The 14,004-nt window shown below is 73.0% G+C and carries 12 protein-coding genes and 3 tRNA genes; 6 read left to right on the top strand and 9 right to left on the bottom strand.

All coding sequences use genetic code 11. The annotated features are described in order from the left end of the window. Positions 1-156 precede the first annotated feature (156 nt). Entirely contained in the window at positions 157-462 is a 306-nt protein-coding gene (locus tag ACFZBT_RS00395) for a YtxH domain-containing protein (RefSeq protein WP_189725003.1), read from the bottom strand. 160 nt (positions 463-622) lie between these two features. Here ACFZBT_RS00395 and ACFZBT_RS00390 point away from each other — a divergent pair. From ACFZBT_RS00390 to ACFZBT_RS00380, 3 genes are all read left to right on the top strand, one after another. Further along, a tRNA-Asn gene (locus ACFZBT_RS00390) sits at positions 623-695 on the top strand. A 5-nt stretch (positions 696-700) separates the two neighbouring features. After that, positions 701-773 (top strand) — tRNA-Asn (locus tag ACFZBT_RS00385). Positions 774-963: 190 nt separating this feature from the next. After that, positions 964-1,037: transfer RNA gene (locus tag ACFZBT_RS00380), tRNA-Ile, on the top strand. Between the two features lie 148 nt (positions 1,038-1,185). On the opposite strand, the gene ACFZBT_RS00375 is transcribed toward ACFZBT_RS00380, so the two are convergent. The 3 genes from ACFZBT_RS00375 to ACFZBT_RS00365 form a co-directional block, all read right to left on the bottom strand. Beyond that, positions 1,186-2,094, bottom strand: coding sequence for a hypothetical protein (locus ACFZBT_RS00375; RefSeq protein ID WP_391097349.1), 909 nt, complete (start codon positions 2,092-2,094; stop codon positions 1,186-1,188). A gap of 25 nt (positions 2,095-2,119) precedes the next feature. Next, positions 2,120-3,364 (bottom strand): aromatic acid exporter family protein, encoded by a 1,245-nt coding sequence (locus tag ACFZBT_RS00370; RefSeq protein ID WP_391097348.1) that lies wholly within the window; start codon positions 3,362-3,364, stop codon positions 2,120-2,122. Positions 3,365-3,466: 102 nt separating this feature from the next. Continuing rightward, positions 3,467-4,690, bottom strand: coding sequence for an MFS transporter (locus ACFZBT_RS00365; protein ID WP_391097347.1), 1,224 nt, complete (start codon positions 4,688-4,690; stop codon positions 3,467-3,469). 133 nt (positions 4,691-4,823) lie between these two features. On the opposite strand from ACFZBT_RS00365, the gene ACFZBT_RS00360 reads away from it, so the two are divergent. Continuing rightward, the gene (locus ACFZBT_RS00360) at positions 4,824-5,711 is read left to right on the top strand and encodes a helix-turn-helix domain-containing protein (RefSeq protein WP_391097346.1); all 888 of its coding nucleotides are present in this window, start codon (positions 4,824-4,826) and stop codon (positions 5,709-5,711) included. A gap of 49 nt (positions 5,712-5,760) precedes the next feature. Here the strand turns inward: ACFZBT_RS00360 and uppS are convergent, their stop codons facing one another. Then, positions 5,761-7,509: a polyprenyl diphosphate synthase gene (gene uppS / locus ACFZBT_RS00355; protein WP_391097345.1), complete on the bottom strand. Its 1,749-nt coding sequence runs from the start codon at positions 7,507-7,509 to the stop codon at positions 5,761-5,763. A 232-nt stretch (positions 7,510-7,741) separates the two neighbouring features. After that, positions 7,742-8,419, bottom strand: coding sequence for an ANTAR domain-containing protein (locus tag ACFZBT_RS00350; RefSeq protein WP_391097857.1), 678 nt, complete (start codon positions 8,417-8,419; stop codon positions 7,742-7,744). Positions 8,420-8,608: 189 nt separating this feature from the next. On the opposite strand from ACFZBT_RS00350, the gene ACFZBT_RS00345 reads away from it, so the two are divergent. Both ACFZBT_RS00345 and ACFZBT_RS00340 read left to right on the top strand, forming a co-directional pair. Next, on the top strand, positions 8,609-8,959 hold the full coding sequence (locus ACFZBT_RS00345) for an STAS domain-containing protein (protein ID WP_391097344.1): 351 nt from the start codon (positions 8,609-8,611) through the stop codon (positions 8,957-8,959). Next, positions 8,956-9,909 (top strand): anti-sigma factor RsbA family regulatory protein, encoded by a 954-nt coding sequence (locus ACFZBT_RS00340; protein WP_391097343.1) that lies wholly within the window; start codon positions 8,956-8,958, stop codon positions 9,907-9,909. Before ACFZBT_RS00345 ends, ACFZBT_RS00340 begins: the two co-directional genes overlap by 4 nt. A 15-nt stretch (positions 9,910-9,924) precedes the next feature. Here ACFZBT_RS00340 and ACFZBT_RS00335 read toward each other — a convergent pair whose 3' ends face one another. The 3 genes from ACFZBT_RS00335 to ACFZBT_RS00325 all read right to left on the bottom strand — a co-directional run bounded on the left by ACFZBT_RS00335 (position 9,925) and on the right by ACFZBT_RS00325 (position 13,970). After that, positions 9,925-10,962: a rod shape-determining protein gene (locus ACFZBT_RS00335; RefSeq protein ID WP_391097342.1), complete on the bottom strand. Its 1,038-nt coding sequence runs from the start codon at positions 10,960-10,962 to the stop codon at positions 9,925-9,927. A gap of 214 nt (positions 10,963-11,176) precedes the next feature. Further along, a complete protein-coding gene (locus tag ACFZBT_RS00330) occupies positions 11,177-12,517 on the bottom strand; it encodes a carboxyl transferase domain-containing protein (protein WP_391097341.1) in 1,341 nt (446 codons plus the stop codon). After that, positions 12,510-13,970 carry an AMP-binding protein gene (locus tag ACFZBT_RS00325; RefSeq protein ID WP_391097340.1) on the bottom strand — a complete coding sequence of 487 codons (1,461 nt, stop codon included), beginning with the start codon at positions 13,968-13,970 and terminating at the stop codon, positions 12,510-12,512. The genes ACFZBT_RS00330 and ACFZBT_RS00325 overlap by 8 nt, the downstream gene beginning before the upstream one ends. Positions 13,971-14,004: the final 34 nt, after the last annotated feature.

Raw genomic sequence — 14,004 nt, 5'->3', positions numbered from 1 at the left:
GCTCCGCTTGGGTTGGGCCGTGGGCGCCGTGGGGGTGTGTCGCCGAGACTGTGTGCGGGCGCGTTGTGGCTGGTCGCGCCCACCCGGCGGAGCCGCACATCGGTACAGCCCCGTGCCTCTGAGGGCATGACCCCGCCCGGCGCCACAGCAGAACTGTCACGTATTGCTCGTGCCCCAGTCGTCCTCGCCGCCGTTGTGGGTGGCGCGGTCGCGGAGGTGGCGGACCCGGTCGGCCACCGACTCGGGGACCCGGTCCCCGACCTTGTCGCTCACCACGTGGTACGCCTTGCCCGCGAACTCACGGCCCTGGTGGGCCGCCGACTCGGCGGTGTTGCGGACGGCGGGGTTCTGAGCGAACTGCTGGGCCGTCTTCTTCAGCTGCTCGTAGCGCTCGCGTCCGGCCCGCGTGCCCAGCACGTAACCCAGGACGACTCCGGCGACGAACGTGAGCCGGTAACGCATGGCGGCCACCCTTCCCTTGCGTAGGTCTCAGATGCAGAGTCGGCGCCCCGCGGGGTACCGATTGGCGGAGCACCCCCCTGCTTGCGCTAATGTATGTGTCGCAGCGAGCGAGCGCCCCCTGGCGGATACCCAGGTAGGTACGTTCGATGCAACGAGGCATTCCTCGGTAGCTCAATTGGCAGAGCAGCCGGCTGTTAACCGGCAGGTTACTGGTTCGAGTCCAGTCCGGGGAGCTCGGTCCTCCGTAGCTCAATTGGCAGAGCAGCCGGCTGTTAACCGGCAGGTTACTGGTTCGAGTCCAGTCGGGGGAGCATGATGAACGAGGACCCCACTCAGGGGTCCTTTTTCATGCCTGTTCCGATGTCCTGGGAACCGCGCGGAGCCCGTCGCGGTCCTCATGGTCACGAAGGCCGTGCGAAGCCGCCCAGCCGAAGCAGGAGATCGTATGAGCGGCTATGCTGCGGCAGACGGCGCGCACACATGTACGCGACACGCCGCTATGGGGCGGTAGCTCAGCCGGTTAGAGCAGCGGACTCATAATCCGTCGGCCGTGGGTTCGAGTCCCACCCGCCCCACTCCAGCAGAATCGTCGTGACCTGCGGCAATCGGATTGCGACATTACTCGCGCAATTGCGTTCGCCGCACGAATGCCGCAGTAACCCGCCGCAGGCTCCCTCGTACGGCTTACGTCAGGGCCGACGAGCGCCTCGGCGGACGGTCAGGTCAGTCGAAGCCGCGCAGCGACGTGAGCACGTACCCCAGCAGGATCAGGCAGAAGCCGCCGACGGCGACGAGCGTCTGCGGCACGCTCGGCTGGCTCCCCAGCATCAGGGGACTCCAGCCCCAGAACACCAGCACGGCCAGCGCGGTGCGCGCCGTCTGGAACGGCGCCGACCAGGCCACCTCCTGAAGGCCGTCGGCGTCGGGCACGAAGGTGAACACAGGAGTCAGGACCGTGCCGATGAGTGCGACGACGATGAAGGCGATCAAGGAGCCCGTGCCCAACTCGTCGTCCTGGAAGGCCTTCCAGCGGTTCCCGGCGAGCGTGGGCAGGTCCTTGCTCTCGTTGACGTAACCGCCCAGACCGGGGTCGGACCGGGCCCACAGGACGTCGACCTCGGTGCCCTTGCCCGGCTTCTCGTAGGTATAGGCGCCGCGTACGGTGAGCCGTTCGGCACCGCCCGGCACGGAGACCACGAGCCGGGACGCGTATCCCTTCACGACACCGTCGCTCAACTCCTCCCTTGTCGACTGCCGTTCCATGACCGTCGCGGTGCTCACCTCCGCTCCCGCGTCGCGCAGGGCGTCGAGCTTCCCGCCCGCGTTGGACGAGGTCAGCAGGGCGGCGGCGAGCACAGCGGAGGAGAACGCGACCAGTGCCCAGAGGGCACCGGTGCGCAGCCTGACCCAGAACTCGTCCGTGAACCCGTCGGCCTTGGGCTCACCGCGCAGCACCCACAGCGCCACCACCCGCGTCACCGCACATCCCACGGCGACGGCGCCCCACACGAAGGGCTGGTGCCAGGGCCGGGCCATGGCGGTGGCCCCCAGCAGCCACACACAGGCCACGGCGGCCGCGACCCACGCCGCGAGCGAGCACAGCCGTACGAGCCATATCAGCGCCGAACGCACAGTTTCCCCTCCTGGATCACCGCGCTCAGCCCTGCTCGCTCCCTGCCGCGGCGGTCGGGGTGCGGGCTTCGTCCACGCCGTGCTTGAGCACGTCGCAGGTGTGCTGGAACTCGTCCGTCAGCCGTGACGCCTCGGCCATGAGGATGCCGTATGGCTGGGCGGGGTCGCTGAGCGGGAGGGAGCCGGCGCGGGCCTCCTCCTCCAGCCGGTCGCGGCACCGCTGAGCCTTGGCGGCGGCCTCGCAGAGCTGGTCCGCCTGGTCTCGCAGACGCTCTTCGTCGACCTGGCTGAGCAACTCGGCGATATCGGCGAGCGAGGCCAGGAAGTCGCCGTAGGAGCGGGCGAAGTCGACGTAGTCCGGGCTGGAGTCGGCGTCGGCGTGCCACTGGTCGAGGCTGCGGGTCATGGAGGCCACCTGGTGGGTGACGCGTTCCAGGGCGTCGACGACGGCCTGGTAGCCGTCGAAGGAGGTGCGGTGGCGGTGACGGCGCCGTAGGCGCAGGGGGTTGTAGAGGGTGCTCTCCCAGGCGGTGTGCACCGAGGACTGGGCCTGCTGCACGATCGGTGTCAGATGGGAGGCGCGCCGGCGCCAGTGCCGGGTGTGTTCCTCCTCCAGCTTCCCCTCACGCAGCGCCGGGTACATGTCGCCGACCAGGTCGCACAGCGAGTGGGCGAGGGTGTGGATGCCGTACTCGGCGCTGCGGTAGCGCAGGGGAGGCAGCACCAGCGTGTTCACCACGACGCCGACGCCGCAGCCGATGAGCACGAGCACGATGATCTGCCCGAGCTGGGACCAGCGCTGGGCGTCGCTGGTGGCCGCGACGTAGGTGGAGAAGGAGAAGAACGCCGCGGTGGCGACCTGGGAGCCCTGGGAGCCCAGCGGCCGCCACCGTCCGATGGCCAGGGCCGCCAGGGTCACCAGCACGAACGTGAGCAGGCGGGGGCCGGCCAGCAGGCCCAGCACACCCTGCAGCCCCACGCCCACGGCGACCGCGCCGACGTAGCGCAAGGCCTGCACCAGCGACTGGTAGACGGTGACCTGCATGATCAGCACCGCGGAGAACGGCGCGAACGCCGGTGACTGCGCGGCCATCACATCGCGTGCGATCACCCAGGCGACGGTGGCCGCGAGGGTGCACTTGCCGATGAGGGCCAGGGTGTGCCGCTCGTGCCCGTCCGAACCCGCCCGGCCGAACCACCGCCGCACCCGGTCCGGCCAGTCCTGGGATGCCGCCTGTTCGCGCTGCGCTCCTGCAGCGGCTCCGCCCATCTTCACTCCCGTTCTCGTTCCGCCACGGCTGACGGGCCAGGGGGTACCCCGTGCGCATCGACGCAGAACCTTCCGAGTGGTGGGTGTCGGGGGCGGTGTGGATCAGTCGCTCCTGGTGAGCGCGATGGCGGTGGTGGGGATCAGGGTGAGGGCGGCGATGGCGGTGCCGACGACGGCGGGGCCGGTGGATCCGAGGCCGGAGTCGAGGGTGAGTCCGGCGGCCCAGGAGCCGACGGCGGTGCCGAGGTTGAACGCCGACACGGTCAGGGCGGAGGCCAGGGTGGGTGCCTGGCCGGCATAGCGGACGGCCAGGGCCATCAGGACCGGGTTGGCGCCGAGGCCGAAGAAGCCCAGCAGCACGACCAGGACGACCGTGGCGGGGGCGGAGCCGGCCAGCAGGACGAGCGCCGGCAGCAGGAGGGCGGCGCCCGCGGCCGCGATGACGGTCACCGCGTGCGGACGGCGGTCGCCCAGGCGGCCACCGATGATCGAGCCCCCGAGGGCTCCGAGGCCGAAGCCGACGAGGACCAGCGGCACCAGTCCTGCGGCCAGACCGGTCCGGTCGGTCAGCAGCGGTGCGATGTAGGAGTACGCGGCCAGGACGCCGCCGGTCGTGGTGGCGCAGGCGGCCAGGACCATCCACAGGCGGCCGGAGCGCAGGGCGGTCAGCTCCGAGCGGACCGACACCGTCCGCCGGTCGCCGCCGTCGTGGGGGACGGTGCGCGCGATCAGCGCGATGGCCGCGGCGGAGGCGGCGGCGAGGGCCCAGAACGGTCCCCGCCAGCCCATGAGCTGTCCGGCGAACGCGCCCAGCGGCACGCCGACGACGTTGGCGAGCATGGCTCCGGCGCCGACGATCCCGAGGGCTCGGGAACGGGCGGCCGGGCCCGCGGCGTGCGCGGCGGCCACGTTGGCCACGGCCCAGAACGCGCCGGTGGCGATCGCGGTCAGGAAGCGCGCCGCCAGCAGCAGGGTGAAGCCGGAGCCGAGGGCCACGACGACGTGCCCGGCGGCGAAGACGCCCAGGGCGAGCACCAGGGTCAGCCGCTTGGGCAGCCGCAGCGTCAGCATCGCCATCAGCGGCGCGCCGACGATCATCCCGACGGCGAAGACGGTGATCAGCAGTCCGGTCCGGGCGACGCCGACCCGCAGATCGCCCGCGATCTCGGGCAGCAGGCCGGCCACGACGAACTCGGTGGTGCCCATCAGGAACGTGCCGAGTGCGAGCACGTGGACGACGAGCGGCAGCCGGGCGGACGAAGGCCGGGGGTTCTCAGCCCGTGCGGTCTCGGCGGGGGCGCGGAGGGTTGCTCCTCGCGTACTCATGCATCAACTCCGTGGGTGCTTTTCGGTGTGCGGAACCCACGGAACCCGCCCTCCCGCGGGCGGAGAAGGTCGCGTTTATGGGGGGTACAAGCTCGACCTCCCTCCGCACCCCGCGGTGGCTACCGTGGAACGCATGGCCGACCACACCAGTGACCACCGCACGGAGATCCGGGACTTTCTCGCCAGCCGACGCGCCAAGATCACCCCGGAGCGGGCCGGGCTGCCGACCAGCGCCCGGCGCCGGGTCCCGGGGCTCAGGCGTGAGGAGGTCGCCGTGCTCGCAGGGGTGAGCACCGAGTGGTACACCCGCCTGGAGAAGGGTCACATCAGTGGCGTCTCCGAGGACGTACTGACCGCGGTCGCCCAGGCACTGCAGTTGGACGACGACGAACGCACCTACCTGTTCGACCTGGCTCGCGCCGCCCGGCCCGCCCGGCGCACGCCGTCCCGACGCAGGGACGTCGAGGTCCCGCCCCGCATCCAGTGGCTGCTGGACTCCGTCGCGATGTCCGCTGCCTTCGTACGCAACGGCCGTCTGGACGTCGTCGCCACCAACCCGCTGGCGAGGGCCCTGCACGCGCCGATGTTCGACAGCCCCACCACCGACACGCGCGGCCGCGCCAACTTCGCCCGCTATCACTTCCTCGACCCGGACTCCAAGGACTTCTTCGTCGACTGGGACTCCGGCGCCGCCGCCACCGTCGCGCTGCTGCGTGCCGAGGCCGGGCGTGAACCACATGACCGGGCGCTGCGCGAACTCATCGGTGAACTGTCCACGGCCAGTCCCGACTTCCGCACCATGTGGGCCGCACACGACGTCCGCATCCGCCACGAGGGCACCAAACGGCTGCAGCACCCCGAGGTCGGCCTCCTGGACCTGACCTACCAGTCCCTGGACCTGCCCGTGTCTCCCCGGGCCGTGCACGACCTGAGCCTCTACACCGCCGAACCGGGCACGACCTCCGAGGAACGCCTCGGACTCCTCGCCAGCCTGGCAGCCACGTCCGTCCGGGCGACCTGAACCTCGCGAAGGCAGGTTGACCGGTACTCACGGAGTCCGGCTCGGGCGTCTATTCCGGCGGGCCCGTCGTGGCCGGAGTCGTGCCGTGGCGGCGCTGGCGGCGAGTGTAGGAGGTGACGGCCTGCCAGAGGTCGCGGCGGTCGGTGTCGGGCCAGAGGCCGGGGGTGAAGTGCAGTTCGGCGTAGGCCGTGTGCCAGGGCAGGAAGTTGGAGACGCGGTGTTCGCCGCCCGTGCGCCAGAGCAGGTCCACGTCCGGCAGGTCCGGGCGGGGCAGGTGCCGGGCGAAGTCGTCCTCGGTGATCAGGTCCGGGTCCAGCCGGCCGGCCCGGCTGCGGCGGGCCAGGGCGGCCGCCGCTCGGGTGAGCTCGTCCCGGCCGCCGTAGTCGATGCACATCGTCAGCGTCAGGCCCGTGCGGGTGCGGGTGGTGCGTTCCCTGAGGTGGAGGAGGTCGACCAGGTCGGGCGGCAGGCGGCCGGCGCGACCGTGCCAGCCCAGCCGGACGTCGAGGTCGCGGAAGGGGTCGTCGGTCAGTTCGCGGCGCAGGAGGTCGAGGATCGCGTCGACCTCTTCGGCGTCGCGGTGCCAGTTCTCGGTGGAGAAGGTGTAGAGAGTCAGGTGTCGTAGGCCGATGTCCAGGGCGCCGTGCACCACGTCGCGGACGGCGCCGGCGCCGGCGCGGTGACCCTCGTGGCGGGGGAGGCCTCGCTGCTGGGCCCAGCGGCCGTTGCCGTCCATGATGACGGCGACGTGGGCGGGCAGGTGGGCGGGCGGGATCTCCGGTGGCCGCTCGCCGCTGGGGTGGGGTGGCGGGGAGCGGAAGGCCGCGGTGTGGGCCGGGCGGCTGAGGACGGGGCGTCCGCCGTGGACGGGCTGGTGCGCGGGCGGCACCGTCAGCGGGGTCAGGCTCCAGGCCAGGGTGGCGCGGGCCCGGGCCGGGGCGAGGATGCGGGCGCGGGTGAGGGGAGCGGGGCGGGGCGGGGCCTGGAGGAGGGCCGGTCCCGCGGTGTCGATGGCGTCGAGCTGGGCGCGCAGCAGGGCCGCCATCGTGTGCAGGACGGTGGCGGGGCCGGGGTGCATGCCGCGGCTGATGAGGCCCTCCTGGGTCACCCACTGGCGGGCCAGGCCGGTCAGGTGCGTGATCAGGGCGGACACGGCGGGGCTCCAGCGGCGGTGCGCCAGGTCGGCGGCGGACCCGGGGTGGCTGTCCAGCGCCTCACCGGGTACGAGGAGGTCGCCCTGGGCGAGGTCGGCGGCCAGGTCGGTGAGGATGTCCGTGAGCCGCACGCCGTCGAGGAACTCCTCGTACGTCTCCCGGGTGTCCAGCCGGAGCGCCACGGGTACGCCGGCCCGGTCGAAGACCGTGCGGACCTGGCCGAACCAGGGCAGCAGGTTGTCCCGGCCCCAGGTGCGCCACTCGGTCCAGTCGGTGAAGTGCCTGCCCCGGGTGTCGTCCCGCACCTGTGTCATGGCGGCGTGCAGTTCGGACAGGTCCAGGCGCCAGCGGACCGCGGTGTGCACGAGGGCGTGGCGGACGGGGTCCGGGCTGGTGCCGGTGGGCAGTTCGCGGTGCAGGGCGGCGATCCACTCCTCGACCCGGACGGCCCGTTCGGCGGCGGGGGCGGTGCGGTCGTCGCCCAGGTCGTCGAGGGCGTTGGCGGCCGCCCACAGGGCGTGCAGCGCCGGGCGCAGCGGGGCGGGCACCAGCTGGATCAGGGCGTACTCCGCGGGGTCCTGCCGCCTGGTCCGGAGCCGGCACAGCCGGTAGGCCGCCCGCAGCGCCGGGTCGTCGCCGATCACCGCCCGAGCGGTGGTCGTGCGCGGGTCTGCCGGGGCTGGGGTCGCGGGAGGCACATCGCTGACAACGAGAGCGATTCGTCCAGGTATTGCGCTGATCAAGTGGGTTGCCGCGGTGCAGAAGGGAGGGGCGCCGGGTAGTGCCCGCTGTCCAAGGGGTCGGTGGCCGGCCGGTCCGACGGGGGACGGGGCCGGTGACCTGGTCGTCGCTCCGAGCGGGCCCGGTCCTGGCGGATCAGCCGTGGTGGCGGCGGGCGAGCGCCTTGTTCAGGGCCGTGCGGAGTTCGGGGGGCGGGGGCGGGCCGTCGGATTCCGCGCTGGCCGTGACCGCGGCGGCCACGTCGCGGAGCTTGGTGTTGGAGAGCTGGGACGTCTCCCGGAGGATGTGCCAGGCCTGGTCGGAGGTGCAGCCGTGGGTGGCCATGAGGATGCCGCGGGCCTGGTCGATGACCGGGCGGGAGGCGATGGCCTGGCGGAGCTGCTCGACCTCCGACTGGAGGAGGTGCAGGCGCTCTGCGCGCTCCAGGGCGACCGCCGAGGAGGCGGCCGGGGCGGGGGCGTGGGGCGCGGGGCGCAGCGGGTCGGTGGTGTCCAGGCCCGCCAGCTCCAGGATCCGGCGCGGCTGGCCGTTCCAGTTCGTGGTGGTGACCGTCGTCGCCCGGCCCCGGCCGTAGTCGCTCAGGACGTCCAGGAACTGGAGTCCGGCCGAGTCCATGAAGTGCACGCGCCCCATGTCCAGGTCGACCCGGGTGATCGTGGCCGGCAGCTCGGCCAGGGTTCTGGCCAGGACGTCCGCGCAGCCGTGAACGAGCTCACCGCGCGGAGTGAGCTCGGCACGTTCCGCGTCGACGCGGCCACTGATGACCAGGGTGTTCAGCCCTCCTGTGAGGTGTGGTGATGCCGCTGACTTCATGTCACCGCCCTGTCGGTCCTCGTCGGTCGTCATCGGTCCCAGCCGGACTGTGCAACGATCACGTCGCCCCCCGGTGGACGTCGGTGTGACGTGCGCCTGCCCGCCTTACGGCGTACTACACCCGGTTCCGGGGCATGAGATTTTCCCGGGCGGGTACGAGCGCTTTGGCCACCGGCGTGGGGAGAGAGCTTGAACACTCGATACCAGGTGCCGGCCGCCGGACCCCGCGTACCGGGCCTGGCGGTGTTTCCGCTGGCCGGGCGGCAGGGGGTCCGGGCGGCGGGAGAAGTCGGCCTGACGACCCGCGAGATCTGGGAAGGCGTACTGGAGCAGGCCGTTCGCGAGGATGAGGACGTGTACTACCTGGAGCTGTCCGACGTGACGTTCGTAGACGTCGCGGGCGCCGGTGCGCTCGCGGCCGCGGCGGGGCAGCTCCGGGACGGCCGCCGGATCGTCGTGCGCCGCCCGCCGCCGGCCCTGCGGCGGACACTGGATCTGCTCTGGCCCGACCAGGAGGGAATCGAGGTGGCGACGTCATGACCGCTGTCACGACCGAGCCCTTCGGGCCCCTCGACCCCTTCGTCCACCCCGCGCTCTTCTACCGGGACGAGCAGGAGTACCTCGACGTCACCGTGCCCTTCGTGCGCGACGGCCTGGCGGCCGGCGAGCCCGTGGCGGTGGCGGTGCCCGGCAAGAACCTCACGCTGATCCGGGACGCCCTGGGCGAGGCCGCGGGCGCCGTGAAGTTCCTGGACATGCGGGAGGCCGGGCGCAACCCGGGCCGGATCATCCCGGGCGTGCTGCGCGCGTTCGCCGACGCCCAGCCGTCCGGCCGCCGCGTGCGGATCATCGGCGAGCCCGTCTGGGCCGGGCGCTCCGCCACCGAGTACCCGGCCTGTGCCCAGCACGAGGCGCTCATCAACGCGGCCTTCCGGGGCCGTACGGCGACCATCCTGTGTCCGTACGACGTCCAGGGGCTCCCCGAGCACGTCCTCGCCGACGCGTACGCCACCCACCCCACCGTCATCCCCTCCGGCTCCCGGACGGAGGAGAGCAGCGAGGCGTACGCGCCCTGGGCCGTCGTCGACCGCTACAACGAGCCGCTGCCGCCCGTGGCGGACGCGCTGACGTTCCCCTTCGACTCCGACTCGCTCTCCCCGGCCCGGCACGTGGCCGTCGGTGAGGCGACGCGGCTCGGGCTCACCGGCGTCAAGCTGGACGACCTGGCCCTCGCCACGGCCGAGCTCACCACGAACAGCGTGGTGCACGGCGGTGGTTCGGGTGTGCTGCGGATGTGGGCCGAGGACGGGTACGTGGTCTGCGAGGTGCGCGACGAGGGACGGCTCTCGGACGTCCTGGCCGGGCGCCGGCCCGTCCCCCGAGACCAGCGCGGGGGGCGCGGCATCCTGCTGGTCAACCTGATCGCCGACCTGGTGCGGGTGCACCGGAGCGACGGCGGTACGACCGTGCGCTGCTGGTTCGTCCGCTGAGCGCCCCGGGGCGGCTCAGGCCCCCAGCGGATCCAGCGCCAGCGGCTCGATCTTGCCCTCCAGCATGGCGCCGAGGCCCTGTACGGCGCACACGTCCGGTCGCTCGGCGATGCGCACGGGCATCCCGGTCGCCTCGCGCAGCATCTCGTCGAGGCCCGGCAGCAGGGCGCTGCCGCCGACCATCATGATCCCCCGGTCGGCGAGGTCGGCGACCAGGTCGGGCGGGCAGTCCCGGAGCACCTTGCCGATGCCGTCGAGGATGGCGGTGAGCGGCGTCTGGATGGCGTCCCGCACGGCGGCTGTGTCGACCGTGACCGAACGGGCCAGGCCCGTGGCGACGTCCCGCCCGTGGATCTCCGTCGAGGCCGGGCCGTGCGGGGTGAGGCCGTTGCCGGACAGGGCCAGCTGCAACGGCCGTACGGACTGGCTCGGCAGCATCAGCTCGTGCTCGTGGCGCAGGTGCTGCACGATCGCGTGGTCGACGGCCTCGCCGCCCACCGGGATGCGCTCGGCGGTGACGATCGCGCCGAGCGACAGCACGGCCACCTGGGTGGCAGCCGCCCCGCACACCATGATCATCGTGGCCTCGGGCTGCTCCACGGGCAGTCCGCAGCCGACGGCGGCGGCGATCAGCGTGTCGACCAGTTCCACACGACGGGCCCCGAGACCGACCAGGGTCTCGATCGCGGCGCGCTGGGCCAGCGGGTCGGCGTCGTGCGGGGTGCAGGCCGCGGCGCGCAGGATCGGCTTGCGGCGCAGACCGCGGCGCATCTTGTCGCCGAGCAGGTGCCGCAGCATGCGCTGCGCCATCTCGATGTCCACGACCGTGCCGCCGGAGACCGGCCGCACCACCCGGATGTAGTGCGGCGTACGGCCCGTCATCTTCTCGGCGAGCTCGCCGACCGCGATCAGGGCGCCGGTACGGGTGTTCACGGCGGCGGCGGACGGCTGGTCGACGACGAGCCCGGCGCCCTTGACGTAGACGCGGGTACGGGCCGCCCCCAGGTCGACGGCGAAGTGGCAGCGGCGCAACTGCTCCAGACTGGCGGTCATGGCAGGTCCTCCCGAGAGCACAGACCGTGGAGGGCCGCCAGACGGCGGGCCTCCCTCGCATCGTGCGCGGGAGGGACCGGGGCCGCCTTTCCAAGGGGGCCGGGTGGGGTGCCGCCGAACGGGGGGTTCGGCGCCTGCTAGTCCTCTGAGTCAGGAATTCTGTTCAGATGTGTAGGGTTGTGGGGCCCACCGGACTCACGGACCCACCGCGCGCCTACGGACCCACCGTCCCGCGGATCACCCCCAGCTCCACCAGGTCCTGCGGCCGGATGCGGAGCTGGTCCGCCGTCGGCTCCACCTCGCGCGGCGGCCGCTTGAGGATGGCCGCCGCCAGCTCCGGGGCGATCACCGAGAAGTAACTGTCCGCCGTGGCCCAGGTGTTGCCGGGCGCGGCCAGGGCCAGCGCGCCGCCGGAGCCGCCCTCGCCGATCACCAGCGTCGTCACCGGCGTACGGGCGCCCGCCAACGCCACGAACAGGTCGGCGATCGCCGCGCCCGCGCCCTGCCGCTCCGCCTCCGCGTCGTTGGCGGCGCCCGGGGTGTCGACGAGGGTCAGCACCGGGATGCCGAGCCGGTCCGCGAGCCGGATCAGCCGGGCGGCGGTGCGGTAGCCGGCGGGGCGGGTGGCGGTCCCGGTCTGCGCGGCGTACGCGACCGTGCGGCCCTGGTGCTCGCCGAACCCGCACAGCATCCCGTCCGGGTCGGTGCCGCCGCAGCGGTCGCCGCTGATCGCGACCCGGTGGGTGAAGTAGGCGTCCAGATAGGCGGCGGCGCGCGGACGCCGGGGCGAGCGGGCCCGTCGTACGGCGTCCCAGCCCGTGCCGGGCAGGCCCGCGCTGTCGCCGAGCGGTTCCGGCGGTGGTGCGGGCGTGCCGGACGGGGACGTCAGCAGCGGCAGCCACCGCCCCAGCGCCTCGCGCAGTTCCTCCGGCCGTACGACCGCGTCCACCGCCCCCGCCGCGAGCTGCGCCTCGGCCGTGTACGCGCCAGGGTCCGCGTCCGCCGGCCGCACCCGGGACCCGGCGAAGCCGACCTGCGCCCCGGGCAGCGCGAGGACCACGTCCGCGCCCGCGCCGAGGGTGGCCCAGCCGCCCCCGGTCGTCGGGTCGCGCACCACGGCGACCTGGGCCAGCCCGGCCTCCCTGGTGAGCGCCGACTGCCGGGCCACCCGCTGGAGCTGGGTCAGCGCGAGCATGCCCTCCTGCATCCGGCTGCCGCCGGTGGCGACCAGCGGCACGACCGGGAGACGGTGCTCACGGGCGTACACGTACGCCGCCTCCAGCCGGTCCCCGGTGCGCTGCCCCAGGGAGCCGCCGAGGAAGCCGAACTCGAACGCGATCAGCACGGCCCGGGCGCCGCCGATCCGGGCGGTGCCGCAGACCACGGACTCCTGCTCGCCGGTGCGTTCGGCGGCACGGGCACGGGAGGCGTCGTAGCCCGGCCAGGCGAGCGGGCCGTCCGGCCTGGGGTCCCTTATGGATACCGGGAGTTCGGCGAAGGTGGAGTCGTCGGCGACGAGGGAGACGATCTCGCGAGCGGAATGCCGGTCACTCATGGGTCAGCGCCCGCTTCATGATCTTCCCCATGTCGTTGCGGGGCAGCGCGTTCAGGTGGTGGACGACGCGTGGGCGCTTGTGCGGGGCAAGGCGCTGGGCCACATGATCGGCCAACTCGGCCAGGCCGGGCGGGGACTGGGGATCAGCGGGCACGATCCACGCCACGATCCGCTCGCCCAGGTCGGGGTCCGGCTCCCCGGTGACCGCGGCCTCCCGCACCCCGGGGTGTTCGAGGAGCGCGTTCTCGATCTCACCGGCCCCGATCTTGTACCCGCCGCTCTTGATCAGGTCGGTGGCCTTGCGGCCGACGATCCGCACATAGCCGTCGGGGTCGCGCACCGCCATGTCGCCGGTGCGGAACCAGCCGTCGGCGGTGAAGGCGGCGGCGGTGGCGTCGGGCCGGTTGAGGTACTCGGTGAACAGGTTCGGCCCGCGCACCTGGATCTCGCCTACCGTTTCCGCGTCGTACGCGGTGACCTCCGAGCCGTCCTCCTCGACCAGCCGCAGCTCCACGCCCGGCAGCGGCACACCGACCGTGCCCGGGCGGGCCTCGCCGTCGGCACGGACGCTGGTGTTCATCAGCGTCTCCGTCATGCCGTACCGCTCGATCACCCGCCGCCCGGTCGCCGTCGCGATCCGCCCGTGGTCGTGTACGGGCAGCGCGGCCGAACCGGAGACCAGCAGCCGCGCCCCCGTCAGCGCCTTCACCAGATCCGGGTCACTGGTCACCGCCTCCGCGATCCGGTGGTACATCGTCGGCACGCCGAACAGCATGGTCGCGCCGCCGGCCAGCTCGCGGGCCACGCCCTGGGTGCTGAACCGGCCCAGGTGCCGGACCGACCCGCCGCGCCGCAGCGGGCCGAGCGTGCCCAGGACCAGGCCGTGCACGTGGAACAGCGGCAGTCCGTGGACGAGGACGTCGTCGCCGCTCCACTGCCAGGCGTCGGCCAGGGCGTCCAGGGTGCTCGCGATCGCCCGGCGGGGGATGACGGCGCCCTTGGGCGGGCCGGTGGTGCCGGAGGTGTAGACGATCAGGGCTGGGTCGGACTCGTCGGCGTGCTCCTCGGGGACGGCGGGGGCGGGGCCGGTGCCGTGTACGTCGACATCGACGTCGAGGCGGGGCAGGTCCCCTACAGGAGACGGGAGTTGGTCCTCCGGGGCCGTGAGCACCAGGTCGGGGGCGCTGTCCGACAGGATGTGGCCGAGTTCCCTCTCGCCCGACTTGGGGTTGAGCGGTACGGCGGGGATGCCGGCCAGCAGGGCCGCGACGACCGCGACGGCGGTCTCCATCGTGGGCGTCGCCCAGACGGCGACCCGGCGGGCGCCCCCGAGGCGTTCCGCCGTCGCACCGGCCGCGGCGGCGAGTTCCGTGTACGTCAGTGAGCGCTCACCGAACCGCAGGGCGGGCCCGTCGGCAGGGCCGCTGGTCAGGGCCGGGAAGAGAGAGGTCACGCGTCACATCTCCTTATTTTCTTGCTGTCCGTCC

Source organism: Streptomyces sp. NPDC008137 (assembly GCF_042957035.1).
Lineage (GTDB): Bacteria > Actinomycetota > Actinomycetes > Streptomycetales > Streptomycetaceae > Streptomyces.
Note: the sequence above shows the minus strand (reverse complement) of the source record. Positions and strands in the feature narration are given on the sequence as shown.

Excerpts from the sequence above, each read along its gene's own strand:
- ACFZBT_RS00395 (WP_189725003.1), bottom strand. The coding sequence starts at position 462 with ATGCGTTACCGGCTCACGTTCGTCGCCGGAGTCGTCCTGGGTTACGTG.
- ACFZBT_RS00370 (WP_391097348.1), bottom strand. The coding sequence starts at position 3,364 with ATGGGCGGAGCCGCTGCAGGAGCGCAGCGCGAACAGGCGGCATCCCAG.
- ACFZBT_RS00365 (WP_391097347.1), bottom strand. The coding sequence starts at position 4,690 with ATGAGTACGCGAGGAGCAACCCTCCGCGCCCCCGCCGAGACCGCACGG.
- ACFZBT_RS00360 (WP_391097346.1), top strand. The coding sequence starts at position 4,824 with ATGGCCGACCACACCAGTGACCACCGCACGGAGATCCGGGACTTTCTC.
- ACFZBT_RS00350 (WP_391097857.1), bottom strand. The coding sequence starts at position 8,419 with ATGAAGTCAGCGGCATCACCACACCTCACAGGAGGGCTGAACACCCTG.
- ACFZBT_RS00340 (WP_391097343.1), top strand. The coding sequence starts at position 8,956 with ATGACCGCTGTCACGACCGAGCCCTTCGGGCCCCTCGACCCCTTCGTC.
- ACFZBT_RS00335 (WP_391097342.1), bottom strand. The coding sequence starts at position 10,962 with ATGACCGCCAGTCTGGAGCAGTTGCGCCGCTGCCACTTCGCCGTCGAC.
- ACFZBT_RS00330 (WP_391097341.1), bottom strand. The coding sequence starts at position 12,517 with ATGAGTGACCGGCATTCCGCTCGCGAGATCGTCTCCCTCGTCGCCGAC.